21 protein-coding genes and 1 other RNA gene are annotated in these 26,214 nt (G+C 34.7%); 10 read left to right on the forward strand and 12 right to left on the reverse strand.

Going from position 1 to position 26,214, the window contains the following annotated elements; all coding sequences use genetic code 11:
* Positions 1–99: 99 nt before the first annotated feature.
* Positions 100–681 carry a tRNA-(ms[2]io[6]A)-hydroxylase gene (locus tag GQ45_RS04270; RefSeq protein WP_047415400.1) on the forward strand — a complete coding sequence of 194 codons (582 nt, stop codon included), beginning with the start codon at positions 100–102 and terminating at the stop codon, positions 679–681.
* 6 nt (positions 682–687) lie between these two features.
* On the opposite strand, the gene GQ45_RS04275 is transcribed toward GQ45_RS04270, so the two are convergent.
* The 3 genes from GQ45_RS04275 to GQ45_RS04285 are packed head-to-tail and all read right to left on the reverse strand — an operon-like array spanning position 688 to position 4,143.
* Entirely contained in the window at positions 688–1,575 is an 888-nt protein-coding gene (locus GQ45_RS04275) for a Ppx/GppA phosphatase family protein (RefSeq protein WP_047415402.1), read from the reverse strand.
* A gap of 10 nt (positions 1,576–1,585) precedes the next feature.
* A complete protein-coding gene (ppk1, locus tag GQ45_RS04280; protein WP_047415403.1) occupies positions 1,586–3,658 on the reverse strand; it encodes a polyphosphate kinase 1 in 2,073 nt (690 codons plus the stop codon).
* Entirely contained in the window at positions 3,658–4,143 is a 486-nt protein-coding gene (locus GQ45_RS04285) for a histidine phosphatase family protein (RefSeq protein ID WP_047415405.1), read from the reverse strand. The genes ppk1 and GQ45_RS04285 overlap by 1 nt, the downstream gene beginning before the upstream one ends.
* Positions 4,144–4,678: 535 nt before the next feature.
* Between GQ45_RS04285 and GQ45_RS04290 the strand changes: the two genes are divergently transcribed.
* On the forward strand, positions 4,679–6,103 hold the full coding sequence (locus GQ45_RS04290; RefSeq protein WP_047415407.1) for an L-serine ammonia-lyase: 1,425 nt from the start codon (positions 4,679–4,681) through the stop codon (positions 6,101–6,103).
* Positions 6,104–6,243: 140 nt separating this feature from the next.
* Positions 6,244–8,097, forward strand: a complete 1,854-nt coding sequence (locus GQ45_RS04295) for a Xaa-Pro dipeptidyl-peptidase (RefSeq protein WP_081980874.1) — start codon at positions 6,244–6,246, stop codon at positions 8,095–8,097.
* Positions 8,098–8,341: 244 nt separating this feature from the next.
* Here the strand turns inward: GQ45_RS04295 and GQ45_RS04300 are convergent, their stop codons facing one another.
* A complete protein-coding gene (locus GQ45_RS04300) occupies positions 8,342–8,797 on the reverse strand; it encodes a 3-methyl-2-oxobutanoate hydroxymethyltransferase (protein ID WP_047415409.1) in 456 nt (151 codons plus the stop codon).
* 133 nt (positions 8,798–8,930) lie between these two features.
* Between GQ45_RS04300 and panB the strand changes: the two genes are divergently transcribed.
* Positions 8,931–9,749, forward strand: a complete 819-nt coding sequence (gene panB, locus GQ45_RS04305; protein ID WP_047415411.1) for a 3-methyl-2-oxobutanoate hydroxymethyltransferase — start codon at positions 8,931–8,933, stop codon at positions 9,747–9,749.
* Between the two features lie 134 nt (positions 9,750–9,883).
* Entirely contained in the window at positions 9,884–10,582 is a 699-nt protein-coding gene (locus GQ45_RS04310; protein ID WP_047420024.1) for an RluA family pseudouridine synthase, read from the forward strand.
* Between the two features lie 175 nt (positions 10,583–10,757).
* On the opposite strand, the gene GQ45_RS04315 is transcribed toward GQ45_RS04310, so the two are convergent.
* Both GQ45_RS04315 and GQ45_RS04320 read right to left on the reverse strand, forming a co-directional pair.
* Positions 10,758–11,624 carry a DMT family transporter gene (locus GQ45_RS04315; RefSeq protein WP_047415413.1) on the reverse strand — a complete coding sequence of 289 codons (867 nt, stop codon included), beginning with the start codon at positions 11,622–11,624 and terminating at the stop codon, positions 10,758–10,760.
* Between the two features lie 6 nt (positions 11,625–11,630).
* Positions 11,631–13,175 carry a hypothetical protein gene (locus tag GQ45_RS04320; RefSeq protein WP_047415415.1) on the reverse strand — a complete coding sequence of 515 codons (1,545 nt, stop codon included), beginning with the start codon at positions 13,173–13,175 and terminating at the stop codon, positions 11,631–11,633.
* 146 nt (positions 13,176–13,321) lie between these two features.
* Between GQ45_RS04320 and GQ45_RS04325 the strand changes: the two genes are divergently transcribed.
* The gene (locus tag GQ45_RS04325) at positions 13,322–14,494 is read left to right on the forward strand and encodes a 2-isopropylmalate synthase (RefSeq protein ID WP_081980876.1); all 1,173 of its coding nucleotides are present in this window, start codon (positions 13,322–13,324) and stop codon (positions 14,492–14,494) included.
* The gene (gene leuB / locus GQ45_RS04330; RefSeq protein ID WP_047415416.1) at positions 14,494–15,612 is read left to right on the forward strand and encodes a 3-isopropylmalate dehydrogenase; all 1,119 of its coding nucleotides are present in this window, start codon (positions 14,494–14,496) and stop codon (positions 15,610–15,612) included. Before GQ45_RS04325 ends, leuB begins: the two co-directional genes overlap by 1 nt.
* A 49-nt stretch (positions 15,613–15,661) precedes the next feature.
* On the opposite strand, the gene GQ45_RS04335 is transcribed toward leuB, so the two are convergent.
* On the reverse strand, positions 15,662–16,882 hold the full coding sequence (locus GQ45_RS04335) for a peroxiredoxin (RefSeq protein WP_047415418.1): 1,221 nt from the start codon (positions 16,880–16,882) through the stop codon (positions 15,662–15,664).
* Between the two features lie 252 nt (positions 16,883–17,134).
* On the opposite strand from GQ45_RS04335, the gene pheT reads away from it, so the two are divergent.
* Positions 17,135–19,561: a phenylalanine--tRNA ligase subunit beta gene (gene pheT, locus GQ45_RS04340; protein WP_047415419.1), complete on the forward strand. Its 2,427-nt coding sequence runs from the start codon at positions 17,135–17,137 to the stop codon at positions 19,559–19,561.
* Between the two features lie 5 nt (positions 19,562–19,566).
* Here pheT and GQ45_RS04345 read toward each other — a convergent pair whose 3' ends face one another.
* Positions 19,567–20,118: a fasciclin domain-containing protein gene (locus GQ45_RS04345; RefSeq protein ID WP_047415420.1), complete on the reverse strand. Its 552-nt coding sequence runs from the start codon at positions 20,116–20,118 to the stop codon at positions 19,567–19,569.
* A 219-nt stretch (positions 20,119–20,337) separates the two neighbouring features.
* On the opposite strand from GQ45_RS04345, the gene GQ45_RS04350 reads away from it, so the two are divergent.
* Positions 20,338–21,054 (forward strand): hypothetical protein, encoded by a 717-nt coding sequence (locus GQ45_RS04350; RefSeq protein ID WP_047415421.1) that lies wholly within the window; start codon positions 20,338–20,340, stop codon positions 21,052–21,054.
* A gap of 66 nt (positions 21,055–21,120) precedes the next feature.
* Here the strand turns inward: GQ45_RS04350 and GQ45_RS04355 are convergent, their stop codons facing one another.
* On the reverse strand, positions 21,121–22,749 hold the full coding sequence (locus GQ45_RS04355) for an ABC-F family ATP-binding cassette domain-containing protein (RefSeq protein ID WP_047415422.1): 1,629 nt from the start codon (positions 22,747–22,749) through the stop codon (positions 21,121–21,123).
* Positions 22,750–22,920: 171 nt separating this feature from the next.
* On the opposite strand from GQ45_RS04355, the gene GQ45_RS04360 reads away from it, so the two are divergent.
* Positions 22,921–24,306 (forward strand): thioredoxin-like domain-containing protein, encoded by a 1,386-nt coding sequence (locus GQ45_RS04360; protein ID WP_047415423.1) that lies wholly within the window; start codon positions 22,921–22,923, stop codon positions 24,304–24,306.
* Positions 24,307–24,382: 76 nt separating this feature from the next.
* On the opposite strand, the gene fsa is transcribed toward GQ45_RS04360, so the two are convergent.
* From fsa to ffs, 3 genes are all read right to left on the reverse strand, one after another.
* Positions 24,383–25,036 (reverse strand): fructose-6-phosphate aldolase, encoded by a 654-nt coding sequence (fsa, locus tag GQ45_RS04365; protein ID WP_047415424.1) that lies wholly within the window; start codon positions 25,034–25,036, stop codon positions 24,383–24,385.
* A gap of 42 nt (positions 25,037–25,078) precedes the next feature.
* Positions 25,079–25,888: an SDR family oxidoreductase gene (locus tag GQ45_RS04370; protein WP_047415425.1), complete on the reverse strand. Its 810-nt coding sequence runs from the start codon at positions 25,886–25,888 to the stop codon at positions 25,079–25,081.
* A 155-nt stretch (positions 25,889–26,043) separates the two neighbouring features.
* Positions 26,044–26,142, reverse strand: an RNA gene (ffs, locus tag GQ45_RS17765) — signal recognition particle sRNA small type.
* Between the last annotated feature and the right edge of the window lie 72 nt (positions 26,143–26,214).

Below are 26,214 nucleotides of genomic sequence, written 5' to 3' on the forward strand. Positions count from 1 at the left end.
GTATTTCGTACTTTTAATTTCGAATTTTTTAATCCTTTATGATTTATTGAACTTGCGCTTGAACTTTATATTTAATACTTATTACTTAATACTTTAAAAATGTTAGGCTTAAAATTACCAACAGACCCAAGATGGGTAAATATTGTAGAAAAAAATATTGATGAAATACTAATTGACCATGCCTATTGTGAGCAAAAAGCAGCTTCCACAGCTGTTTCTTTAATTGTTTCTTTTCCTGAATATACTGATTTGGTGCAAGAAATGATAGCACTAGTTCGTGAAGAAATGGGTCATTTTAAAATGGTTCATGACCGCATTCTTGACCGTGGACAAGTCTTGGGCAGAGACCGCAAAGATTTGTATGTTATTGAGTTATTAAAATTCTTTCCAAAAGGAGGAAGTAGAACTACACAGCTGGTTCATCGGCTTTTATACGCAGCCCTCATTGAGGCTAGAAGCTGTGAACGCTTTAGGCTACTTTCGGAAGAATTACAAGATAAAGAACTAGCCGAATTTTACCATAAATTAATGATTAGCGAAGCTGGCCACTACACTATGTTTTTGAAATTTGCCAGACAATATGGTGATCGCCAAGAAGTAGATCAAAAATGGAATGACTTACTGCAATACGAAGCTACGATCATGAAAAATTTAGGTACAACAGGAAGTATTCATGGATAAATAGTTTTATTTGCCGGCATAATACAAGGTTTTAATAATCCCATCTGATAGTCCAATTTTTGGTACGTGAATTATTTTTGAACCACTCCATTTTGCTGCTTGTAAAAATATCTTTGTCGCTGGAATGATAACGTCTGCGCGATCAGGATTTAAACCTAACTCTGAAATTCGCTCCTCATAGGTTAAGCTTTCTAAAAAAGCGTATTGCGCTTTTAACCATAAATAAGAAAGTGACTCGCCTTCTTTACGGCCTGAAATTTTATGCAATTTATTGATATTACCCCCTGAGCCTATGATAGCAATATTGGGGACGTTTTTGACGTGTTCCTTAATCCAATCTTCTAATTTTTGCCAAGTACCCTCGCCGACCATGTTATTTAGCAAACGAACAGTTCCCAGTTTAAAGGATTTTGATATTTTAATTTTTCCTTCCGTAAAAAGTGTAAATTCTGTGCTACCTCCTCCTACATCAATATATAAGTACGATTTGTCTTTTTGCATCAGTTGCTTTAAATCGGTTGACGCAATGATAGCAGCCTCTTTTTTACCATCAATTAAATCTATTTGGATGCCGGCTTCATCTTGAACTCGTTGAATAATTTCTAGTCCGTTATTCGCCTCACGCATAGCTGATGTGGCACAGGCCATATAATTTTCAACACCTGCAACATCCATTAAAAGTTTAAAGGCTTTCATGGTGTCCACAATTCTATTCGCGTTTCTTTCGGATATTTCACCAACCGTAAAAGAATCTTCTCCTAAACGAACGGGCACCCTTACCAAAGCACTTTTTCTAAATTGCGTTACTTTGTTTTTTTCTTCAATAATATTATGGGTCAGTAATCGAATGGCATTAGAACCAATATCAATAGCCGCAAATTTTCTTACTTTCAAATTCTAAAATTTAAGATTCTAATTTAGCTTTGTAATATTCGTATAATGCAAATTGTGACCTTACTTCTGGCCCTTTGATTTTACGGTAGGCATTATCTTGATTTTCACAAAAAAGTCTAGCTTTTAAATTATCACTCCATGAAATCTCAAAAGTATCTATCAATTCTTGCTTTATATCTTCATCGTAAATAGGACAACCTACTTCTACGCGATAGTCGATGTTCCGCGTCATCCAATCGGCAGAAGAAATATAAATCTTTGGCTTTCCATTGTTAGCGAAAATAAATTGACGTGGATGTTCTAAAAATTTATCTACAACACTAATCGCTTCAATATTTTCACTCATTCCTTTCACGCCTGGAATTAAACAACAGATACCTCTAATGATCAATTGTATTTTTACTCCAGCCCTACTTGCAGCATATAGCTTATCTACCATTTTATAAGAAGTAAAGCTATTCATCTTAATTTTTATATAAGCTTCCTTACCTGCTTTTGCATTCGCTATTTCTGTGTCGATCAATTTTTTAAATACATTTTTTGTATAATGCGGTGATACAATTAAATGTTTGTATTTGTTGATTTTATAAGTTGTTTCAAAAAAGTCGAATACCTTATTTAACTCCTTTAAAATATTTTCATTTGCCGTAAACAGGGTAAAATCGGTATAGATTCGTGCCGTAGACTCGTTAAAGTTTCCAGTACTAATAAAACCGTATCGCTTAATATCCGCTCCCTCTTCACGCTCAATTAAACAAATTTTACTATGTACTTTTAAGCCTGGTACTCCAAATTTAAGTTTAACTCCCTCGGCTTGTAATTGTTCGGCATACTCAATATTCGCTTGTTCGTCAAAACGCGCTTGAAGTTCTATCTGAACCGTTACCTGCTTCCCATTTTTTACAGCATTAATTAAGGAAGCTGCAACCTGAGAGTTATTTGCCAAACGGTATACGGTAATTTTTATAGCACGTACTTTAGGATCTAATGCAGCTTCTCTTAGAAATTTAATGATATACGAAAATGTATGATAGGGTGTATATTGTAAGTAATCTTTCTTGGTGATACTTTCAAAAATACTACTCTCTAAACTCAAGCCTTTAACAGGTAAGGGTTTAATTTTGTCGTACAATAAATCTTGTCGGCCTAAGCTAGGAAAATTCATGTAATCACGCCTATTATGATACCTACCTCCAGGAATAACACTATCCGTATCTTCGATTAGCATTTTTTCTTTCAGAAAATTAAGCGTGTCTTTAGAGATACTTTTATCATACACAAAACGAACGGGATCACTTATTTTTCGATGTTCTACACTAGAAGATAACTTTTCGATAAAACTTTTACTTAAATCGTTGTCCATATCAAGCTCTGCATCACGCGTAATTTTAATCATGTGAGCCGAAATAGACGTGTACTCAAACATATTAAATATGTTTGCAAGGCAATAACGAATTAAGTCATCTAAAAGAATAATGTAGCTATTTTCTCCTTCTTTTGGCAATTCTACAAAACGATCAATTCCCTTTGGAATTTCAATTAAGGCATATTTGTTCTCTCCCCTAGTTTGATTATTTTCACCTTTTAAAACCATTTTTATAGCTAAATAAGCCGCAGTGTCCTTTAAATTGGGAAACTCTCTCAAATCGTTTAAAATAATCGTCATTAAAACAGGACTCACTTGATTAATGAAGTAATTCTTTACAAATTGCGCTTGAGACGTATTTAGTTCATCTTCCTTAATGATATGAATATTTTTAGTTTCAAGTTCGTTTTCAATTTCTTTCAAAATCTTTAAACTTTCCGTTTGTTGTTTTATTACGGTGTTGGTTATTTCTTCCAATAGATCTTTAGCAATCTCACCGCCTAAAACACTTTTACCCGTTTTACCAGCATCCACAATTCGCTTTACAGTAGCGTAACGTACTTTGAAAAATTCATCTAAATTGTTAGAAAAAATACCTAAAAAACGAAGTCTCTCAATTAATGGAACCTTTTTATCCGCACTTTCTTGAAGCACTCTCTTATTAAACTGTAACCAGCTAATTTCTCTATTTATGTATTTATTTTTAGTATTAATCATTATCTAAGTTGTTTTGGAACTATCACTGTTTTGGTTTTCCCGTTAGCAATTGTCCCCCAATTATCATGTTCAAAATTTAATACCACTAAACCTGCTGTAGGCAGATTATCGATGGTTTTATGACCCCATTTATTCACAATTTCAGTAAAAGCGTGATTGTGACCAAATATAAGCACGGTATTTAATTTATCATCTAATTTTTTTACAAATTCCACCACTGAATTTCCTGAAAAATCGTAGAGCTCCTTTGTAACATAAAATTTATGAAGTGGCAAGTTTAATACTTTGCTAGTAATCATTGCAGTATGTAATGCGCGATTTGCAGGGCTAGAATAACAGGCATCAATAGGCAGTTGAAGTTGATTAAACTTATGTGCCACTAAATAGGCGTCGGTAATTCCCCTTTCTTGCAAGGGTCTGTCGGCGTCATCCACAGCATAATCCCAAGAAGATTTTCCATGTCGCATTAAAATTAGTGTTTTCATTTCTTTTGTTTTTATACCTTATGAATTAATTCGCTATACGCTATAGTATTACCAAGCCAAACGATTTCAATATCACAACTACTTATTTTAATCTAAAATTCGCCAAGTTTAGTGTTGCCCTCATTTCAAAATCAAGATGAATAATCCGTTTGGAGCTCTTGTGATGCTCAATCATTAAGGGGTACATCCTATTCTTTTGAATAGCGTAGAAAACCATAATGATGAAGGTCATTTCTTAGGATAAACCTTTTAGCAAATTTAAACCGAATACTGGGCATAGCCATATAATATACGTACTTTTTAAGTAAATTTCATCATAAAAAGCACACAACGAGTACTTGAAATTATTTTTGACGCTAGCCTAAGAATCATTTGAACTCCTTTATAAAAAATAGACTATTCAGCACAAGAAACCAGGTGAAAATAATGAGCGTGGTATTTTTCAAAATAGAGTTTCACTAATAAATTTTATAATTGTGAAATTAGTAAGTACTTTTAGTCCGTAAAGTTGCATTTTTAACATTATACCTTTTTTATGGAGTCGATAAGTACTTTTGATATGCTTAAAATTGGTGTGGGACCTTCGAGTTCGCACACCTTAGGACCATGGCGAGCAGCAGAAAAATGGATCAAGGAACTGGAAGCAGCACAATTATTTGATGATGTTACACGTATAAAAATTTATATTTATGGCTCCTTGTCGTTAACAGGAAAAGGTCACGCAACAGATTATGCCATCATGTTAGGTTTGTCTGGTCAAGATCCTGAATACATCCCTATTGAAAATATTGGTCTCATAGTTTCGAGAATAAAGGAGGAAAAACAACTTGAGTTTAATGGTAAAAAAACCATTCCCTTTAATCCAGAAGAAGACATTGTTTTTAAAAGAGAATTTTTGCCCTTTCATGCGAACGGAATGATGTTTGAAGCGACCTTAAATTCTGGGAAAAAGAAGAAAGCGACCTTTTACTCAATCGGTGGTGGTTTTGTGGTCAAAGAGGAACGAAAAAGAGCTAAGAAAAATATTGAATTGTTTAAAACATTTCCGTATCCGGCAACTTCAGGGCTAGAATTACTAGCCCTGTGTGAACTTGAAAACAAGTCTATCGCTGACATTGTCCTTGAAAATGAACGTTCCTTGAGAACAGACCAAGAAATAGATCGCGAATTACATCGCATATGGGATACTATGTTAGAGTGTATGTACACAGGTTGCCATACGGAGGGAACTTTGCCCGGTGGACTTCATGTACGCAGGCGCGCTTTTGATATGCATCAAAAATTAAAAGAAAATAATCCGTATGAAAACCCAGAACAATGGTTAGCTTCCATACGAAAAACAGAAGTTAAATTTAGGCAAATTTTACAATGGGTAAGTTGTTTTGCATTAGCTGTTAATGAAGTTAATGCTTCTTTGGGGCGTGTGGTTACGGCACCTACGAATGGTAGTGCTGGTGTTATCCCCGCGGTATTAATGTATTATTTGGTTATTGAAAACCATGATGCAAATTTTGAGCACATTAAAAAATTCTTGTTGACGTCTGGAGAAATTGGCAGTCTCTTCAAAAAGGGAGCTACCATTTCCGCAGCGATGGGTGGTTGCCAAGCAGAGATCGGTGTTTCTTCCGCTATGGCAGCGGGTGCACTTACAGAATTATTAGGCGGCTCTCCTGAACAAGTGCTTATGGCGGCTGAAATTGCCATGGAACACCACCTAGGTTTAACCTGTGATCCTATTGGCGGACTCGTTCAAATTCCTTGTATTGAACGCAATTCTATGGGTGCCATAAAGGCCATTAATGCGGCAGAACTAGCTTTAGGCTCTGACCCGAAAGATGCTAAAGTACCTTTTGATAAGGTGGTAAAAACCATGTGGGAAACCGCAAAAGATATGAGCTCCAAATACAAAGAAACATCAGAAGGCGGGTTGGCTGTAGGGGTGTTTTTAAGTGACTGCTAATTAATTTAATATAAATTAAGGTCCTTGGCATCGAATTAACTGAACAAAAATGATAGGATCTTAAATTAGTTCATGGACAGGTTTAAAAAATTAACTATCTTGTTTCCTACTTATAAAAAGTATAAAAGTAAAAACTAAATATGCGTATAAAAAAGAGTCTTTCCATACCATTTAAAATTATCAGTACAAGCTTTATAGCCTTACTATCCATTGCTGGTGTAGCGCAATCCGATAAAATTCAACCTATTTTTGAAAACGGCGAAGCACAAGTTGTTGCGGCTTTCGATACGCCCGACACTTGGGTGCGTCATGACCTTTGGGTGGAAACAAGTTTTGATACCGACGGCGATGGCAAACTAGATCGAATGCACGTAGATGTTACACGTCCTGTACAAACAGATTCTGAAGGTTTAAAACTCCCTGTAATTTATGCTACTAGCCCTTATTATGCCGGTACAGCAGGAAATGTAGAGGGCCTTTTTTGGAACGTAAAGCATGAGCTAGGAGAGAAAGCCGAGCCACGTACCCAAGTTGAAGTAGTTCGCAGAGGAGAACGCCCAATTATTTCGAACTCTGAAGTCAAAAATTGGGTGCCTAGAGGCTATATTGTAGTACATTCGTCTTCTCCCGGAACGGGACTTTCACAAGGTGCACCAACCGTTGGTGGCGAAAATGAATCTCTTGCACCTAAAGCCGTAATTGATTGGCTTTGTGGTCGCGGTAAAGGCTATACCACTCCAGACGGTGATGAAGAAGTGACTGCGTATTGGTCTACAGGAAAAGTGGGCATGACAGGAACATCTTATAACGGTACGCTTCCCTTGGCTGCTGCTACTACCGGAGTTGAAGGTTTAGAAGCTATTATCCCAATTGCACCGAATACCTCCTATTACCATTATTATCGTTCCAACGGATTGGTGCGTAGTCCTGGTGGCTATTTAGGTGAAGATATCGATGTATTATATGATTTTATTCACAGTGGAGACGAAAGTAAACGCGCTTACAATAATAAAACCGTTCGGGATACCGAAATGGCTAATGGCATGGACCGAGAGTCCGGTGATTATAATGAATTTTGGGCCGGCCGTGATTATTTGAATCAAATGGGGCCCATGAAAGCAGCCCTCTTAATGTCGCACGGGTTCAACGATTGGAATGTGATGCCAGAGCATAGCTATAGCATTTATAAAGCTGCTAAAGAACAAAAAATTCCGTCACAAATCTATTACCACCAAAATGGTCATGGAGGACCGCCACCAATGAGCATGATGAATCGTTGGTTTACCCGCTATTTACATGGGGTAGATAATGGCGTAGAAAATGATAAAAGAGCTTGGATCGTACGTGAAAATGACGAACAAAGCAACCCAACGGCCTACGATGAATATCCGAACCCAGACGCTGCCCCTGTTACTTTATATGTAAAAAATGGAGCTCCAAATTTTGGAAAACTGACGACCACTGTCAATAAAAATAATAATCCAGAAACTATTTTTGACGATTATACTGTTCCTGCAAACACCATGGCCCAAACAGGAAGTTCAAAAAACAGACTTTTGTTTTTAACGCCAATACTCAAAAATTCTTTGCATATTTCTGGTGTTGCTCAACTAAGTGTAAAGTTGGCGCTTAGCAAGCCCGCTGCTAACTTTTCTGTGTATCTCGTTTCATTGCCCTGGAATACTGATAAGGATGCTAAAATAACTGATAATATCATCACACGTGGTTGGGCGGATCCTCAAAATTACACCTCTATTTCCGAAAGTGAACCTTTAGAACCTGGTAATTTTTATGATCTTTCTTTTGAATTACAACCTGATGATCAGATTATTGCACCGGGTCAACAGATTGGGCTCTTAATTTTTTCTAGCGATAGTGAGTTTACGCTATTACCAGAACCAGGTACAGCACTGACCATCGATACCAACAATACGCAATTAACGCTTCCTATTGTAGGAGGTTTAAAAGCTTTTGAAAACGCTACGAAAGATTAAATTATAATTTTCATATGTATATTTACTTTAAAAAAACAACATACTAATTCTAAACATAACAAAAATGGCAAAAAGTCAAGACGCTAAAAAGAATGTCAAAAAAGAGCCACTTAAAACGGCTAAAGAGAAAAAAGAAGAAAAAAGAGCAAAAAAAAAGAAGTAAGTTTTAAATTTTGTTACAAATCCCTAGCGCCATCGCCTAGGGATTTTTTTTGTTATTTACCTGGGGCCTGAAATTTAAAAATTATTTACTGCAGTTTTCTTTTCTCCGCGTATCGACAATATAAATTATTTTCCAGGTTTCTTGATCCTTAAATAATTGGAAGGAGTTTACCCCACAATGACTAAAAGTATCATTCCGCCAAAATTCATAAGGTGTCCAAGCATTCGCCATATTCCCGTCAATTTGAATATTATACGACATTATTTTCTCTTGAAATGTTGTTGTTTTAGGAATGCTGACGATCGATTTTAAAAATGCACCTATCTTTTGAGGTACTACAATAGCCTTACCCACCGCATCTTCTCCTATTCTTTGCATGACCGTTTCTAGGGCTAAAACACTTTTTATCATCATTGAATCTTGCGCATGAAAACCTTCAAAAAAAAGTTCTATACTAGCCTTAACAGCATCCTTTTCTTTTTGTTGTGCTATGGTAAAACAGCTAAATAAAATACATAAAACCCAAACATATCGCATCTTTTCTACTTTAAGAGTTATCAATAAACAAACTTAAATTCTAATATACCTAAAAAAAATAACAAGAGAAGAAAAAGAGAGTTCTTTAAAACAAATCAATTTCCTTACTTTTAGCATTCGAAATATACACTTCATGTCTGTAGCAAAAAAAGAATACAAAAGAGTAACTGTGAAATCTCTCATTGAGATGAAAAAAAACGGTGAAAAAATATCAATGTTAACCGCTTACGATTATTCGATGGCAAAGATTGTCGATGCGGCCAATGTGGATGTCATTTTAGTGGGGGATTCTGCCAGTAATGTTATGGCTGGCCATGAAACGACACTGCCTATAACCTTAGATCAAATGATTTATCATGCCTCTTCTGTCATAAGAGCTGTTGATAGGGCTCTCGTTGTGGTTGATATTCCTTTTGGTAGTTATCAAAGTGACCCTAAAGAAGCCCTGCGTTCAGCCATTAGAATCATGAAAGAAAGCGGCGGACATGCCGTTAAAGTTGAAGGTGGTATAGAAATTAAAGAATCTGTAAAACGTATTTTAAATGCAGGAATTCCTGTGATGGGGCATTTAGGTTTAACACCACAATCGATTTATAAGTTTGGCACCTACACCGTTAGAGCAAAAGAAGAAGAGGAAGCTAAAAAATTAAAAGCAGATGCATTATTGCTAGAAAAAGCAGGTTGTTTTGCTTTAGTTTTAGAAAAAATACCTGCAAAATTAGCCAAAGAAGTTGCTGAAATGTTAACGATTCCTGTTATTGGTATCGGTGCTGGAAATGGCGTTGACGGTCAGGTACTTGTAGTCCACGATTTAGTGGGCTTAACTCAAGAGTTTAATCCTAGATTTTTACGTAGGTATATGAACTTGTTTGAAGAAATGGAAAAAGCCATATCTGATTACGTTGCCGATGTTAAATCTAAAGATTTTCCGAGTGATGAAGAACAGTATTAATGGGGCAATGAATTCATATCATAATGTATCCATTGGTTTTTTCAAAATATCTACAAAGGATATGATGAAGGATTGTGTTTGCTACTAGTCACGAATCAAAAACCAGAAACCCATCAACGAACAAGCATTTTAATTTGGACGACAAAATAATTTCTACACCCAAAAATCTTCAAGTTATATATGAAGACAATCATTTAATTGCCATCAATAAAAGACCTGGAGATTTAGTTCAAGGGGATAAAACAGGCGATGCGCCATTAAGCGAGGTCGTTAAAGAATATATCAAAATAAAATACAATAAGCCTGGGAATGTGTATTTAGGAGTAACCCATAGGTTAGACAGACCCACTTCGGGCATTGTAATTTTCGCAAAAACCTCCAAAGCTTTACCACGTCTCAATAAATTATTTGCTGATAAAGAAGCAAAAAAAACCTATTGGGCTGTTGTTAAGAATCAACCACCAAAGGAGAAAGAGCTCTTAACCCATTGGCTAAAGCGAAATACGAGTCAAAATAAATCTTACGCTCATAAAAAAGAAGTTTCAGAAAGCAAAAAAGCCGTCTTAGCCTATACGCTTCTTAAAAAATTAGATAACTATTTTTTATTAGAAATAGATCTTCAAACAGGTCGTCATCACCAAATTCGAGCACAATTAGCTGCCATCGGATGCACTATTAAGGGCGATTTAAAATATGGTGCAGACCGCAGTAACAAGGATGGAAGTATTCATCTACATGCCCGAACGCTATCCTTTGAGCACCCTGTTAAAAAAGAACTTATTCAATTACTAGCAGCACCGCCAAACGAGGCTATTTGGAACGCTTGTTTGTGAATTTTATACGTTTAACATCCAGAATATACCAAGATCTCCTATTTTTTGAACAGAACATACCGCTGTAAACGTTTAGAAGATACCATAGCATCCATCTTTGAAAAACTATAGGATAGCTTGGAGGCTACCACCTAAAGAATTATATGGTATATCGTATTTAGCTTATACCTTAAAATTAAGATTGCAACCTCGAAGTTCTAATACTTTCAAAAATAACGGAGCCTAAAATCAAAACGCCACCAATTATTGTATTTTGGCTAGGGATTTCGCTTAAAAAAATAGCACCAATGCTAATCCCAAAAATAGGTTGAATACTACTTAATATACTTACTGTGGTAATCGAGAAGTGTTTAAAACTATTTAAAAACATCGTATGACCCACAGCGGTGGTCAGGAAGGCTAATGCCACTACTGCTTCCCATTGTGACGTAATTTCAACGATATCTGCGGTAAAAATGAACGGGAACAAGAAAACTACAACGACACCCATTTGATAACTCATCAACATGGAACCGTTATAATCAGAAACCTTAGTTTTTAAAACAATATTTCGTAAAGCATATGCTAAAGCCGAAAAAATACCAACTACTACCGCTAGGGTACCGTTATTTTTTAAATCAAAATTGGGTACTAAAAAGTAAATTCCTATTAAGACCATGAGGCCCAATACCAAATGAACCTTCTGCAATTTAGTTTTTAACAGCCAGGGCTCTAAAAAAGCGGTAAGTATTGGGTACGTAAATAACGATATCATGCCAATGGCTACATTAGAAAGCTTCAAGGCATAGAAATAACTAAGCCAATGCACGCCCATTAATAAACCACTAGTTACAACTGGTAGTATATGTCTTTTCTCTACGCGCAGTGATATTCCCTTTAACTTACAATACAAGAGTAAAAAAATCAAGGCTAATAATGCTCGCAAAGCTATTGTTACAGGTATCGGTAAATCTATGTACCTTCCTAAAGCTCCAGATGTGCTCACAAAAAGCATGGCAATATTTATCTCTAAAAGATGCCGTAAGTGATTCGAATTCTTCAAAAAAAATTATCGCATTAGTAATTTTGCTTTTTCCTTGATAATTTGTCCCACTGGTTTTCCCTCTAAATGGCTTTCAAGCCAAGACAAAATATCTAAATATAAAAAAGCCCTTTTTTCATAGGGATGATCTTCATACTTTTTTAATTGGTTATACAATTTCTGAAATTCATTTTTTAAGTCGCTTGGGTAAATATCTCCCAATCCTCTTAAAAATTTAATCATTTCTTTTTGAACCGCATGCAAATCGTTCATTTTTAATAAAAACTTATAGGTACTCTTTAATTGCACTTCTAAATGATAATCCATTCCTGCCTCGTAATGTGCTACTAGGCTTAAAACACGTGCAAAGCACATTAAGTCTTCACGCATTTTCAGGTTTTTGTTATTGATGATTTTTTTTAAATATTGAATACAGGTTTTATTATCTCCTATGCCAAAGTACAAACAAGCAATTTTGTAATAGAACAACATAATATGGTGCTCATCAAAACGATCTTTATGTTTATTGATACCGTATTCAATAATTTTTACCAAATACAAGCCTTTTTCAAACGTACCCTCCAGAAAGTGAAGATTTAACTTATTGCTATTGATGTATAAAAATGCTAGGGAAGTAACATTATCGTTTTGAGGAAAATTAGCATCGTGTATGGTTTCCTCTAACTTCTCAAGCGTTTCTTTAAATTGGGAACTATACCTGACATAAAATAGTGACTCTAATAAATAATTGTTTCCTTTTAAATAAAATACAGGATTTAAGAAAATCATTTCTCTATTATCATAGAATAAATCAGTCCATTTACTGGCATATTTATAGCAGGATAAAAAATCTTGTGTTAAAAAGCTGTACCATAAATAAGATTTATACAACCACAACTTTTCACGAAAACCAAGCTTTTCAATCTTGTATTTTGGCAAATGACTTTCAAAGTATTTTTTAACAAATTGGTAATCCTTATCGCTGCGTACATAGCCCATTTTAAGCATCTGCCCATATAATTGTAGCGATAAATTAGATAGTTTACTGGTCATAACATTCTGAGCCGAAAGCTCTTTTGCTTGAATGGCCAATTCGTCAGCTCTATCAGGGATACTTCTTGTGATGTATTGTGTTTCTATGACCTTCTCTAGTTCAACAATTTCATAAGCAATATTTTTTTCTTCATTTTCTATGGCGATAGACTTTGCCTTATCTAAAATTTTCAAGCTTTGCTTATACAATCCTTTTTGATATAAAATGGTAGCAAAGTCTAACTGTTCCCGAATCTGAACGCGTATATTTTGGTTTACAGGATTTAAACGTAAACTAACTAAAATTTGCTTGTATAAATGGGCTTTTAGATTCGAAAGTTGTGCCTTTTTTACAATTGCTGTGTCTAAAATTATTTTTTCATCATACTCTTTAACCTTGTCTAAAAGGTTAAAAAGCGCTAAAAATTTAGCATCCGTATTTACACCTAAGCGACCGACGTATAATTTAAATTGTCTCTTTTCAGACTTTGAAAGAGACTTAATCAGAACAAATAAGGAATCTTTATTAGTATTTGTCATCGTAAAAATTATTATTTAAATCCTTGTTTTTCAAATACTTAAACATCTTAAAAAGTAACTAAACGTTGTAATGATTTTTTAATGTCAATATTGAAATACTAAGCTAAGTCTATATTCGTAACAACGAGTAAAACTACGCAAATATAATGAGCAAAGATATAGTACAAATTTTTGATACCACCTTAAGAGACGGAGAACAAGTGCCTGGCTGTAAATTAGACACGAAACAAAAATTAGTCATTGCAGAAAGACTTGAATTATTGGGTGTTAATGTCATTGAGGCTGGTTTTCCTATTTCTAGTCCTGGAGATTTTAATTCTGTACAGGAAATTTCAAAAATAGTTAAAAATGCGACGGTCTGCGGTCTTACACGAGCCGTAAAAAAAGATATTGAAGTTGCCGCCGAGGCGCTAAAATTTGCAAAACATCCTAGAATTCATACCGGTATCGGCACCTCTGAATCGCATATAAAATTTAAATTCAATTCAAATAAAGAGGCCATTATTGAACGAGCCATTGAGGCTGTTAGGTATGCAAAGACTTTTGTAGAAGATGTAGAGTTTTATGCGGAAGATGCTGGTAGAACTGAAAATGAATTTTTAGCTCGCATTTGTGAAGCAGTGATTAAAGCTGGAGCTACCGTTCTTAATATCCCAGATACTACAGGCTATTGTTTGCCTGAAGAATATGGTGCGAAAATTAAATATTTGCGTGAAAATGTAAAAGGAATTGAAAAAGCTATCCTATCTTGCCATTGTCATAATGATTTAGGCTTGGCAACAGCAAATTCTATCGCGGGTGTTATTAACGGTGCGCGCCAAATAGAATGTACTATAAATGGCATTGGGGAGCGTGCTGGCAATACGGCTTTGGAAGAAGTTGTCATGATTTTAAGGCAACACCCAACATTAAACTTAGACACGACTATTAATAGTAGGTTGTTAAATGAAACAAGTCGAATGGTTTCTCAAAAAATGGGCATGCTTGTACAGCCAAATAAAGCTATAGTCGGGGCAAATGCATTTGCACATAGTTCTGGTATTCACCAAGACGGCGTGATAAAAAATAGAGAAACCTATGAAATTATAGATCCTGCGGATGTAGGTGTGAACGAGTCATCAATAGTACTAACAGCGCGCAGCGGAAGAGCTGCACTAGCCTATAGAGCTAAAATTGTAGGCTACGAACTTACAAAAGTTCAGTTAGATGCCGTTTATGATGAGTTTTTGATTTATGCCGATGTTAAGAAAGAAATTATTGACGAGGATATTCATAAAATAATTGAAACGAGTAAAATTAAAATACAAAAAGTCGCTTAATGAATATACACATAGCACTCTTACCTGGTGACGGAATTGGCCCAGAAGTTGTGGCTCAAGCTGTAAAATGCTTGCAGGCAGTAGAAGAAACTTTTCATCATCAATTTACCTATTCCACCGGACTTATAGGAGCTGCTTCTATATACAAAACTGGCGAGGCTTTAAGTCAAGAAACCATAGCATTATGCCACAAATCAGATGCGGTATTGTTTGGTTCCATCGGAGCGCTAGAATTCGACAATAACCCTGATGCGAAAGTGAGACCTGAAAATGGATTGTTTGAATTGCGAAAAGAATTAGGTGTTTTTGCAAATATTAGACCTGTTGCTGTTTTTCCGACCCTTTTAAAAAAATCTCCACTTAAAGAAGCGGTATTAAAAGGAACAGATTTTGTGATCTACAGAGAGCTTACTGGTGGCATTTATTGCGGAGATCATCAATTAAGCGATGATGGCACCACGGCTACTGATATCGCCACCTATACCGAAAGCGACATTAGTCGCGTGGCACATTTGGCATTTAAAGCATCAAGAAAACGCAAGAAAAAATTAACCCTGATTGATAAATCAAATGTTTTAGAAACCTCTAGGTTATGGCGTAGAGTCGTTAAAAAAATTAGTGAAAGTTACCCTGATGTAGCGCTGGAGTGTATTTTTTTACATAACGCCATTATGCAAATGATTTTAAACCCTAGTAAATTTGACGTGATTTTAGCACCAAACTTATTTGGTGATATTATTTCTGATCAAGCGAGTGTCATTGGCGGATCTGTTGGTTTATTACCTTCAGCATCTATTGGTGATGGTATTGCTATGTTTGAGCCGATTCACGGTTCGTATCCACAGGCAGCAGGCAAAGATATCGCTAATCCTATAGCCACTATTCTCTCCACTGCTATGCTCTTGCAACATTTTGGACTGGAAGAAGAATCAAGAGCTGTTGTATCGGCAGTAAACAAATCTTTACATAAAAATATAGTAACCCCTGACATCAATCCAAAAAGCAAACATGGAACTTCGGCGGTAGGAGATTTTATAGCCTCTAATATTGTAGATACTGATGAAAGCTTAAGTATGAATTACGAAAACATAGGTTTAGGGAAATCTACAATCATATAAAAAAATAAATAACTTATAATTGCCTAATGCCTTTTTTAAAAGGCATTTTTTATTCGCTGGCTAACATCCTTACAAATGCATCAAATTCACTTTTAAAACTCAAATATTTATCACCCGTAGCCGGACCATTAAACCCTGTTTTAATTTTTCGAACTTTACCTTGCTTATCGATGAATATAGTGGTTGGGTACGATAAAACATGGTTTAACATGGGTAGTTTTTCTTGTGCCTTTTGTTTATCAACGGACCCGTACTGGGCCAACAAAATTGGATATTCAACACCTACTCTATCTTTTAATTTTTTAATACTGGCAAATGCCTTTTCTTCTGTTTTTGCATGCTCAAAAGCCAGCCCTACTATAGCTATATCTAAAGCAGCATTCTGTTTATAAAACTCCACCAAAAATTTTGTTTCGTCGAGGCAATTTGGACACCAAGAACCCATGATTTGAACCACCAATGGCCTACCCTTAAATTGCTGATCAGAAAAAGAAATTAAGGTACCTTTTTCGTTTGGAAACGAAAAATCAAAGCCTTCGGAACCTGGTTTAAGATAGGTTAATTCATCTTCATCGGGTAATTCAAAAACTTCATTTCGTTTCGCTATAAAGGGCTTCTTAAAATCCTTACTACTATAAAAAAAACCTTCTAAAATAGTATCTTTTATTTTTGCTAAAAATAAATAAGCATGTGAACCATCAAAGGCCGATAACTTTAAAGAATCTCCGGTCACAATACCTTCTAAAAAACGATAATCACCTGTTGTAGTTCGGAATGTTCCAGTAACCTTATCCTCATTTTGAACAAATATTCCTTTACCCACATATTCCTCTGGGGAATTTAGACCAAAACGAGTTTCCCAAACCCCTGAAATTAATTGATTAGACTGTTTATTAGTAGAAAATCTATCTGTTTTACCAAAAGTAGCTTTAAAATTTAATGTCCTGTCTAGAGATTCATTATAGAAAACTCCATCTATAGTGTTAGGCGTAAAAACCCCTTTTAAATAGGCCTCAAAAACGGGTAAAAATAAGGTTATAGAATCGTTCGAAATAGCAATATCAGAAACACGAATAACTTCGCTTGCATTATAAATTTCAGCCCTGTAGTCCCCATTTTCCTTTGTTAACTTAAAATTAAAAGGTAAGCTTTCGTCATCCATAACTTGTAATTCTGCCAACCAAATACCTTCAGATATAGCGGCAGGCTCTTCACTACAGGATAGCACTGAAAAAGTTATAAAAATCGCAAAAAACCAATACCTTATCATGATTATAATTTTAATAGGGCAAATTTACAATTTTAAAAATAAAATTTATTTGAATAAAATACCTGTTGAATGTGTAAACACATTGTTTTATATTTGTCGACTGCTAAAACAATATTTTTATTGCGTTTAGCGCGGAGTACACATAGGCGCAAAACAACTATGAGCCTTTTAAGAACGCATTAGTTCACAGCAAATGCTTGGTAATGCACTGAAATAAAAAAATGCCAACAAAGGCTTTATAAAATCGAATTAATGAAAATCTCTTACAATTGGTTAAAACAATTTCTACAAATCAACTGGGAAGCTGAAAAAACTGCTGAACTATTAACGGATCTAGGCTTAGAGGTTGAGGGCGTTTTTCCTTTTGAAAGCATTAAAGGGGGCTTAAAAGGAGTTGTTGTTGGTCATGTCTTATCTTGTGAAAAACACAGTAATGCAGACAAGCTAAACCTAACCATGGTCGATATTGGTTTGGAGCAACCAGTGCAAATAGTTTGCGGCGCAACGAACATTGCTAAAGGACAAAAAGTACCCGTGGCTACTGTCGGAGCAAAGCTGTATTCATCCGAAGGTGAAGAGTGGACCATTAAAAAAAGTAAAATTCGAGGTGAAGAAAGTTTTGGAATGATTTGCGCTGAAGACGAGATTGGTTTAGGCACTAGTCATGATGGAATATTAGTTTTAAGTAGTGACCTAAAAGCGGGCACTCCTCTTGATACTGTATTTGAAGTAGAGAATGATTTAGTATTTGAAATAGGCCTAACACCTAACAGAGCAGATGCTATGAGTCATTTGGGAGTAGCACGAGATTTAAAAGCCGGTTTAAAACAAAAAGAGGTTCAGATAGAATTAATAACTCCTTCCGTTAGTAATTTTTCAGTCTCTAACAGGTCCTTAAAAATAGACGTGGCTGTAGTAGATAATAAACTTGCGCCAAGATATTGTGGATTAACTATTAGCAATTTAACAGTACAAGAATCTCCAAATTGGTTAAAAAATCGCTTAAAAGCTTTGGGTCTTAAACCCATTAATAATATAGTTGACACCACAAATTATGTCTTACATGAATTAGGACAACCCTTGCATGCTTTTGACGCCAACAAAATTAAGGATCAAAAAATTAGTGTAAAAACGCTCCCAACCGGAACTAATTTTACAACATTAGACGGCTCGGAAATTGAATTGCACGAAGATGACTTAATGATTTGTGATGCTGAAAAGCCCTTGTGTATTGCCGGTGTTTATGGTGGCTTAAATTCTGGCGTTACCCAGCAAACTACTGCCATATTTTTAGAAAGTGCTTATTTTGACCCCGTTACTATTCGCAAAACATCAAAAAGACACGGTTTTTCTACAGATGCTTCGTTTAGATTTGAAAGAGGTATCGACATAAATAATGTTGAATACGCCCTTAAAAGAGCAGCCATCCTTATCCAACAAATTGCCGGAGGCGATATTACTTCGGATATCGTTGATTTATATCCCAACAAAAAAGACGATCATCAGGTATTTTTAACCTATAAAAAAATAAATAGTCTTGTTGGACAAAAAATACCTCAAGACACTATTAAATCTATTCTTGCCTCTTTAGAAATTAAATTAAACAATGTAACTGAGTCTGGCCTTGGTTTAACTATCCCATTTTATAGGGTGGATGTTCGTCGTGAGGTTGATGTCATTGAAGAATTACTTAGAGTATACGGTTACAATAACATAACTTTTAGCACGAAATTAAATGCTTCAATTGCCAATACAAAACCTTTTGAAGATTATAAAGTGCAACGCATTATTGGCAATTTTTTAGCCGCAAAGGGTTTCTTTGAAATTATGACCAATAGTCTTTCAGCACATTCGAAACAAACACTAAGTCAAGATGTTAAAGAAGAACAACCAATCACTATACTAAATCCTTTAAGTAACGATTTAGCAGTGATGAGAACATCCTTGCTTTTTTCTGGTTTAGAAACGATAGTGTATAACAGCAACAGAAAAAAGCAAAACTTAAAATTATTTGAATTCGGAAAAACCTACCATAAGTACCATGATAAAACTATCGAAAACAAGCATTTAGGTCTTTTTATTACAGGAAATAAAAACGAAGATAATTGGACTAATACAACACAAAAAACAAGTTTTTTTACCCTAAAGGCTACTGTTGAAAGCATTTTACAAAGGTTAGGCATCCATACTGTTACCACATCACCTACAAAAGAGACTATTTTCTCAGAAGGATTGTCTCTAAAAGCCGAAACGCTTGAACTCGTAAATTTAGGTCTAGTTCATAAAAAAATATTGAAAGAATATGATTTAAAGCATGAGGTACTTTACGCTGATTTTAATTGGGATGCTATTTTGATATTGCTACAAAACAATAAAATAATATATCAAGAAATATCAAAGTTCCCGGAAGTAAAAAGAGATTTTGCACTTTTAATTGATCATGAAGTAAGTTTTAAAGCCCTTTATGATATTGCTTTTGAGACGGAGAAAAAGTATTTGAAAGAGGTAAATTTATTCGATGTATACACCGGAGATAAGCTACCTAATGGTAAAAAATCATATGCGGTTAGTTTTGCTTTAAAATCAGATGCTGCCACCTTAACAGAAGAACAAATTGAAAAGATAATGCGGAAGTTTCAAGAAAACTTTGAAAGTAAATTAGGAGCAGAATTAAGATAATACCACTATGCCTTTATGGGTTTACGAATACTATCTATGATGTGGATCACGCCATTACGCTGGTTAGCGTCTGCTTTGGTAATCACCGACTGATTTCCTTCCTTATCGGTTAAAATGATATCTAAGCCTTTTATGGTTGCCGTTAGTATATCCCCTGTTATGGTTGTAAAAACAGTTTTACCTTCTCCCCTACAAAGGGCGCTTAAAATTTTAGAAGCTGACAGATTTCCAGCAATGATATGGTAGCCTATAAGAGATTGCAATTCTTCTTCGTTTTCCACACGGACTAATTCGGATACTTTTTCTCGTGTTCCTGAATCAAAACTAATATCATTAGGAGCAAAAACGGTAAAAGGTCCAGAAGTGTCTAAAATAGTCTCCAAATTAGAAACTTTTACAGCTGCTAATAAAAAATCGTGATTACCAGAGTCTCTTGCATTTCTTATGATAGATTTTTCTGGATCCATAGAACCTTTAGCGGTTTCCACATTTTGAGCATTTAAGTTTAAAGTCAAAAAAACGATCAATAAAAAGTGGGGAGACTTTAGTAGGTTCATAATCAATACTTAGGGTTCAAATTTTTATTTAATTTTCAAGTCCTTTGTACATTTATCCGATAAAGTGCATCAAAGAATCGACAATATACATCATATATGAAGTCGTTCATCGTGTTTTTTGCACCTTTTATAACATTTAACAAATATTTAACAGTCCATTTTAACACCTTTTGGAAATCATGAAAAGATAAATTCTTTAACTTTGGAAGAAAAGCTAAAATGTTATTTAAAAGAACTAATATAGAAGTTGAACTCCAACAACTAAGGAACAACAGCTTAAATTCGGAAGCTTTAATCGAGGAATTTTATAAAGTTTTAGAAGAGGCTACTGCAAACGAGAAAAGAATAAACGACAACACCCAACGTAATTTTAGGGAGCATCAGAATAATTTTACGTTTGATTATTTAGAAACAAATAATATCTATCATGTAAGTCAAATAAAAGCAATTTGCATTAGCTATAGATTGCGATTTTTAGATGCCTCCTATTTTAAGGGTAAAATACCTGCAGAAGCCATTTCGAAAATAAAAAAATTAGAAGAACGGCATAGCACTGAGCTTAAGAACTTTAAAATTGTTGCACCGTCAAAATTATTTAGACTAGAAGATAAAGATGATCCTTTATTATTTGCTCCATTAGGGAACAATTACTATTATTTAATTCATAAATGGGGTACCGACTTGAGTCCTTTTAGAAAACTAAAAATGTGGCCTTTTAAGAGTATAGTAAATATTTTACTTCTTATTTTTGCTGCTACCTTTTTTGCCACCTACCTAAGCACTAGTATTCTTTTTTCTAGTGAAGCCTCTACTGCAAAAATTTTTATAATAGGTTTTTTTATCTTTAAAACCTTAGTCGCTATAGTCTTGTATTTTGGTATCGCAAAAGGTAAAAACTTTAGTCCCTTTATCTGGAATAGTAAATATTACAATTAATACTACCCATATACCACTAAAAAAAGGAGCTTTAAAGCTCCTTTTTTTTTATACCACAAACAAAAATTAGGCATTTACTGTATACATTTTTGCTCTTTGTTCTTTTATCGAAGGATCAGACATATAATCATCAAAAGATAAATACCTGTCTATAGCACCATTTGGAGTGAGTTCTATAATTCTATTTGCAACAGTTTCTGCAAACTCATGATCATGCGTCGTAAACAAAATAGTGCCTTTAAAGTTCTTAAGAGAATTGTTAAATGCTGTAATACTCTCCAAGTCTAAATGGTTCGTAGGTTCGTCTAACATTAAAACATTAGCCCTTAACATCATCATTCTGCTTAACATACAGCGCACCTTTTCGCCACCAGACAAAACAGAACACTTTTTTAAAGCTTCTTCACCACTAAAAAGCATTTTCCCTAAGAAACCTCTAACGTATACCTCTTCACGTTCTTCTTCTGTTTTGGCCCATTGACGTAACCAATCAACTAGACTTTCACTCGTTTCAAAAAAACTATGATTATCCGCAGGTAAATACGATTGATTTGTGGTTATTCCCCATTGAAATTCTCCAGTATCTGCTTTTCTATTGCCATTTATTATTTCATAAAAAGCACTAGTTGCTCTTGAGTCTTTAGAAAAAACAGCAACTTTATCTCCCTTAGCTAAATTGATGTTGACATCTTTAAATAATAAATCTCCATCTTCAGAGCTTGCAGATAACTTTTCAATGTTCAAGATTTGATCTCCCGCTTCGCGTTCTCTTTCAAAAATAATTGCAGGATAGCGTCTACTTGATGGTTTAATGTCATCAATTTTTAACTTAGACAGCATTTTTTTTCGAGAAGTAGCTTGTTTACTTTTGGCTACGTTGGCACTAAAACGCATGATAAACTCTTGTAATTCTTTTGCTTTTTCCTCTGACTTTTTGTTTTGTTGCGCTCGTTGTCTTGCCGCTAATTGGCTACTTTCGTACCAAAAAGTGTAATTACCAGAATACAGATTCAATTTTCCAAAATCGATATCGGCCACATGCGTACACACAGAATCTAAAAAGTGACGGTCATGCGATACCACAATTACAGTATTCTCATAGTTGGCAAGAAAATTTTCTAACCAGCTAATGGTTTCATAATCTAAATCGTTCGTAGGCTCATCCATGATTAAAACATCAGGATTACCAAACAGCGCTTGTGCTAATAAAACCCGAACTTTAAGCTTACTATCTAAATCACTCATTAACGAATAATGAAATTCTTCAGGAATTCCCAGGTTTGATAATAAAGACGCCGCATTGCTATCCGCATTCCAGCCGTTCATTTCTTCAAATTGAACTTGGAGCTCCCCTATTCTATCGGCATTTTTATCGTCATAATCGGCATAAAGGGCATCCATTTCTTTTTTAATAGCAGCAAGGGGTTTGTTCCCCATAACCACAGTTTCTAAAACCGTACTTTCATCATGTGCATTATGGTTCTGTTCCAGGATAGACATACGTTTCCCTGGCTCTAAACTTACATGCCCAGAGGTTGGGTCAATTTGACCAGCAATAATTCTTAAAAATGTGGATTTTCCAGCTCCATTTGCTCCAATCACGCCGTAACAGTTGCCTTGTGTGAAAGACACATTAACATCGTCAAACAGCACTCGTTTTCCAAATTGTACCGATAAATTAGATACAGATAACATACAAAGTATTTTAAAATTCGGGCAAAAATAAGCAAAAATACCCCTTGAAACTAACAAAGAAGGCGTTGAATATCACTAAGGTTTTTGTGAAACTCATTTTTTAACGGTGCATTAACACCTAGTAGCATAGGTGTTTAGTAAATTCGCTTGACGATACAACTGTTTAACTCTATGAATAGATATTTACTTTGCCTATTTTTTGTGTCTTTTACAGCATGTAATTTAGAACAGAAAAATGCTCCTACCATATTCGCCGGAGAAATTGTCAATCCGACTAGTGAAACCGTTATTTTATATAAAGATGATATCGCTGTAGATTCAGCTTATTTGGATATGCACAACAGGTTTTCTTTCAATTTAGACGAATTAGAAGCAGGACTGTATAATTTTCATCACTCACCACAATACCAATATGTTTATTTGTCGAAAGGCGATAGCTTATTATTACGTCTCAATACTATTTATTTTGATGAATCATTAGTTTTTTCTGGTAAAGGAGAAGAAATAAATAATTTTTTAATTGAAGTTTTTTTAAATAGTGAAGAAGAGGATAAGCTTGTTGAAACCTACTATACTCTAGAACCAGAAGAATTTAGTCACAAAATTGATTCATTGCGCCAAATGAAAGTTAATTTACTTGGTGAGTTACAAACAGAGTCAAAACTTTCTCCACAATCATTAGCCATGGCTAATGCCACCATAAATTATACAAGCTATATCAATAAAGAAAAATATCCTTTTAAAAATTCTAAAAAATCCAAAAAAAGTACCTTAGAAAAAATTAATGACGATTTTTATGAATACCGAAAGGATTTAGATTTTGATGACAAAGAACTCACCTATTTTACACCGTATTACGATTTCATGAAACGCTATTTTGACAACCTAGCCTTTGCGGGTTGTGCAACAGATTGCGACGAAGAAAACAAAACCATTAAAAATCAACTTCATTTTAATAGTCATAAACTGGTGTTAATTGACAGTATTGTGAAAGAAAAAAAATTGAGAGACAATTTATTCAGAAACGTTGCGATAACCTACTTTTTAAAAGTGCACGACAATGTGGAAAATAACAAAATATTTTTTGACGAATTCCAAAAGCTTTCGGGAAACAATATGCACATTAAAGAAATTCATAATTTGTATGAAAGTGTGTTAAAAATGCAGCCTAATCATGAACTCCCTGATGTTAAAGTTTTAGATAGTTTAGGAAATCAGGTTTCTATAAAAGAAATTGCCTTGCAAAATGAAAATGTTGTATTTTACTTTTGGACACCTAAGAACAACCGACATTTTAAAAATATTACCAATCAAGCGAAACTTTTAGCGACACAATATCCTGATATTTCATTTGTAGCCATAAGCTTAAGCAGCGATGAAGAAAGTTGGAAGAATACCATTAAAGAAAGTAATCAAACATTTAAAAACGAATACAAAGCAGTTCACATTGATAGCCTCAGAAATACCTTAATCATTGATGGTCTTAATAAAGCCATTTTAACTAAAAACGGGGTTATTGTTGATGCTTATAGAGACATATATACTTTAATTAAGTAAGTAAAACTATTTAAAAAAACAAAAAAACCGTTGCATTAAGCAACGGTTTTTTTGTTATTAGTTTTAGCTCGAAACCTTAGTTTCCCTTTTTATAATCCTCCAAAAACTTTGCTAAACCACTGTCGGTTAAAGGATGTCTTAACAAACCTTCAATCGAAGACAAAGGACCTGTCATCACATCTGCACCTAATTTTGCACAATCAATGACGTGCATCGTGTGGCGCACTGAAGCTGCTAAGATTTGAGTTTCAAAATTGTAGTTGTCATAGATATGACGTATTTCTGCTATGAGGTTTAAACCATCTGTAGAAATATCATCTAAACGACCTATAAACGGTGATACGTAAGTTGCACCCGCTTTAGCGGCCAATAAAGCCTGACCAGGTGAAAAAACCAAAGTAACGTTGGTTCTAATTCCCTTGTTACTAAAATAGCGACAAGCTTTTATACCGTCTTTTATCATGGGTACTTTTACGACAATTTGTTGGTGTAATTCAGCTAATTCTTCCCCTTCTTTAATAATTTCATCATAGGTAGTAGCAATAACTTCTGCGGAAACATCACCATCAACTATGTTACAGATATCTACGTAATGTTTTAAAATATTATTACGTCCAGTTATGCCTTCTTTTGCCATTAAAGATGGGTTTGTGGTTACACCATCTAAAACACCCAATGCTTGAGCTTCTTTAATATCTGCTAAATTTGCGGTATCTATAAAAAATTTCATAGTAAATTCTTTGAATTAATAATCTATTTATATTTTACAAAGCTACAATTTATAATGGTTTAACAGTAATTTCTCGTACACTTTATCAGGAAGTACATTTTTTAGAATAAGTGAAAATTTCTGCATAAAATCGCCCACTTTATAGTGTATTTTTGGTTTTTTTGTTTGGATAATTTTATATATCAAATGTGCTACAGCAATAGGATCTCCTCCAGAATCTACATCAGTGTTGATAGCGTCTAAGGTATCACCATAGGGCTTTTTATAAGGAGAATCCTCTAAAATTGGCGCATGATACCTGCCTGATGCAATATTCGTAGCAAAATCACCTGGAGCTACATTGGTCATTAAAATACCAAAGTCTTTTAACTCCATTCTAAAGGCTTCGGTCACCAACTCTAAAGCGCCTTTTGTAGCAGAATAAATACCTCTGTAGGGTAAACCCATATATCCAGCAATAGAGGTTATATTGATAATTAAACCACTCCTTTGCTCACGCATTTGCGGTAAAATTGCTTTTATGACTCGAATAGGACCAAATAAATTAGTATTAAACGCTTTTTCGATTTCATCGTTAGGGGTTTCTTCGATAGGGCCAGTAATTCCAACACCCGCATTGTTAATCAATACATCTATTTTGCCTTCTAATGCTACCAGTTTAGCAACCGCCTCTTCTATGGAAGTTGCATCATGAACATCTAAGACTAATAAATTAAAATGATTGAAATCTGCATATTTCGTAAGAGTACGAGTAGTGCCGTACACTTTAAAATCTTTTGATTTTAGGTACATACCTATTGCTTTTCCTATTCCCGAAGAACCACCAGTAATTAAAACAACTTTCTGTGCCATAAGTAAAATTAGACTACAAAGAAACAAATTATTCTGTGATAAAGAATGTAGGCAACCCATCTTCTATAGAAGACCAACTAAACTAAAATGAAAAATATGGGTATTGAATATAAAAAAAGTTGTCGTATGCTTTTGAAGTAATTAAAGCATAAAAAAAATGGCAAGCTACCTACGTCGCACCGCTACGACCACATACCCTTGCTGCGTTCCCACCCTGGGGGATTCTGCAGGAGCTGGTCGCGTAGGACTTGCCGGTGCAAATATACAATGTTTTAAATTTTTCACAATCATTTTACATTGTAAATTTTAATAAATACCTTGCCAAC

It is taken from the genome of Cellulophaga sp. Hel_I_12, assembly GCF_000799565.1.
Classification (GTDB): domain Bacteria; phylum Bacteroidota; class Bacteroidia; order Flavobacteriales; family Flavobacteriaceae; genus Cellulophaga.

Excerpts from the sequence above, each read along its gene's own strand:
- GQ45_RS04270 (WP_047415400.1), top strand. The coding sequence starts at position 100 with ATGTTAGGCTTAAAATTACCAACAGACCCAAGATGGGTAAATATTGTA.
- ppk1 (WP_047415403.1), bottom strand. The coding sequence starts at position 3,658 with ATGATTAATACTAAAAATAAATACATAAATAGAGAAATTAGCTGGTTA.
- GQ45_RS04285 (WP_047415405.1), bottom strand. The coding sequence starts at position 4,143 with ATGAAAACACTAATTTTAATGCGACATGGAAAATCTTCTTGGGATTAT.
- GQ45_RS04290 (WP_047415407.1), top strand. The coding sequence starts at position 4,679 with ATGGAGTCGATAAGTACTTTTGATATGCTTAAAATTGGTGTGGGACCT.
- GQ45_RS04295 (WP_081980874.1), top strand. The coding sequence starts at position 6,244 with ATGCGTATAAAAAAGAGTCTTTCCATACCATTTAAAATTATCAGTACA.
- GQ45_RS04300 (WP_047415409.1), bottom strand. The coding sequence starts at position 8,797 with ATGCGATATGTTTGGGTTTTATGTATTTTATTTAGCTGTTTTACCATA.
- panB (WP_047415411.1), top strand. The coding sequence starts at position 8,931 with ATGTCTGTAGCAAAAAAAGAATACAAAAGAGTAACTGTGAAATCTCTC.
- GQ45_RS04320 (WP_047415415.1), bottom strand. The coding sequence starts at position 13,175 with ATGACAAATACTAATAAAGATTCCTTATTTGTTCTGATTAAGTCTCTT.
- GQ45_RS04325 (WP_081980876.1), top strand. The coding sequence starts at position 13,322 with ATGAGCAAAGATATAGTACAAATTTTTGATACCACCTTAAGAGACGGA.
- leuB (WP_047415416.1), top strand. The coding sequence starts at position 14,494 with ATGAATATACACATAGCACTCTTACCTGGTGACGGAATTGGCCCAGAA.
- GQ45_RS04335 (WP_047415418.1), bottom strand. The coding sequence starts at position 16,882 with ATGATAAGGTATTGGTTTTTTGCGATTTTTATAACTTTTTCAGTGCTA.
- pheT (WP_047415419.1), top strand. The coding sequence starts at position 17,135 with ATGAAAATCTCTTACAATTGGTTAAAACAATTTCTACAAATCAACTGG.
- GQ45_RS04345 (WP_047415420.1), bottom strand. The coding sequence starts at position 20,118 with ATGAACCTACTAAAGTCTCCCCACTTTTTATTGATCGTTTTTTTGACT.
- GQ45_RS04350 (WP_047415421.1), top strand. The coding sequence starts at position 20,338 with ATGTTATTTAAAAGAACTAATATAGAAGTTGAACTCCAACAACTAAGG.
- GQ45_RS04355 (WP_047415422.1), bottom strand. The coding sequence starts at position 22,749 with ATGTTATCTGTATCTAATTTATCGGTACAATTTGGAAAACGAGTGCTG.
- GQ45_RS04360 (WP_047415423.1), top strand. The coding sequence starts at position 22,921 with ATGAATAGATATTTACTTTGCCTATTTTTTGTGTCTTTTACAGCATGT.
- fsa (WP_047415424.1), bottom strand. The coding sequence starts at position 25,036 with ATGAAATTTTTTATAGATACCGCAAATTTAGCAGATATTAAAGAAGCT.
- GQ45_RS04370 (WP_047415425.1), bottom strand. The coding sequence starts at position 25,888 with ATGGCACAGAAAGTTGTTTTAATTACTGGTGGTTCTTCGGGAATAGGA.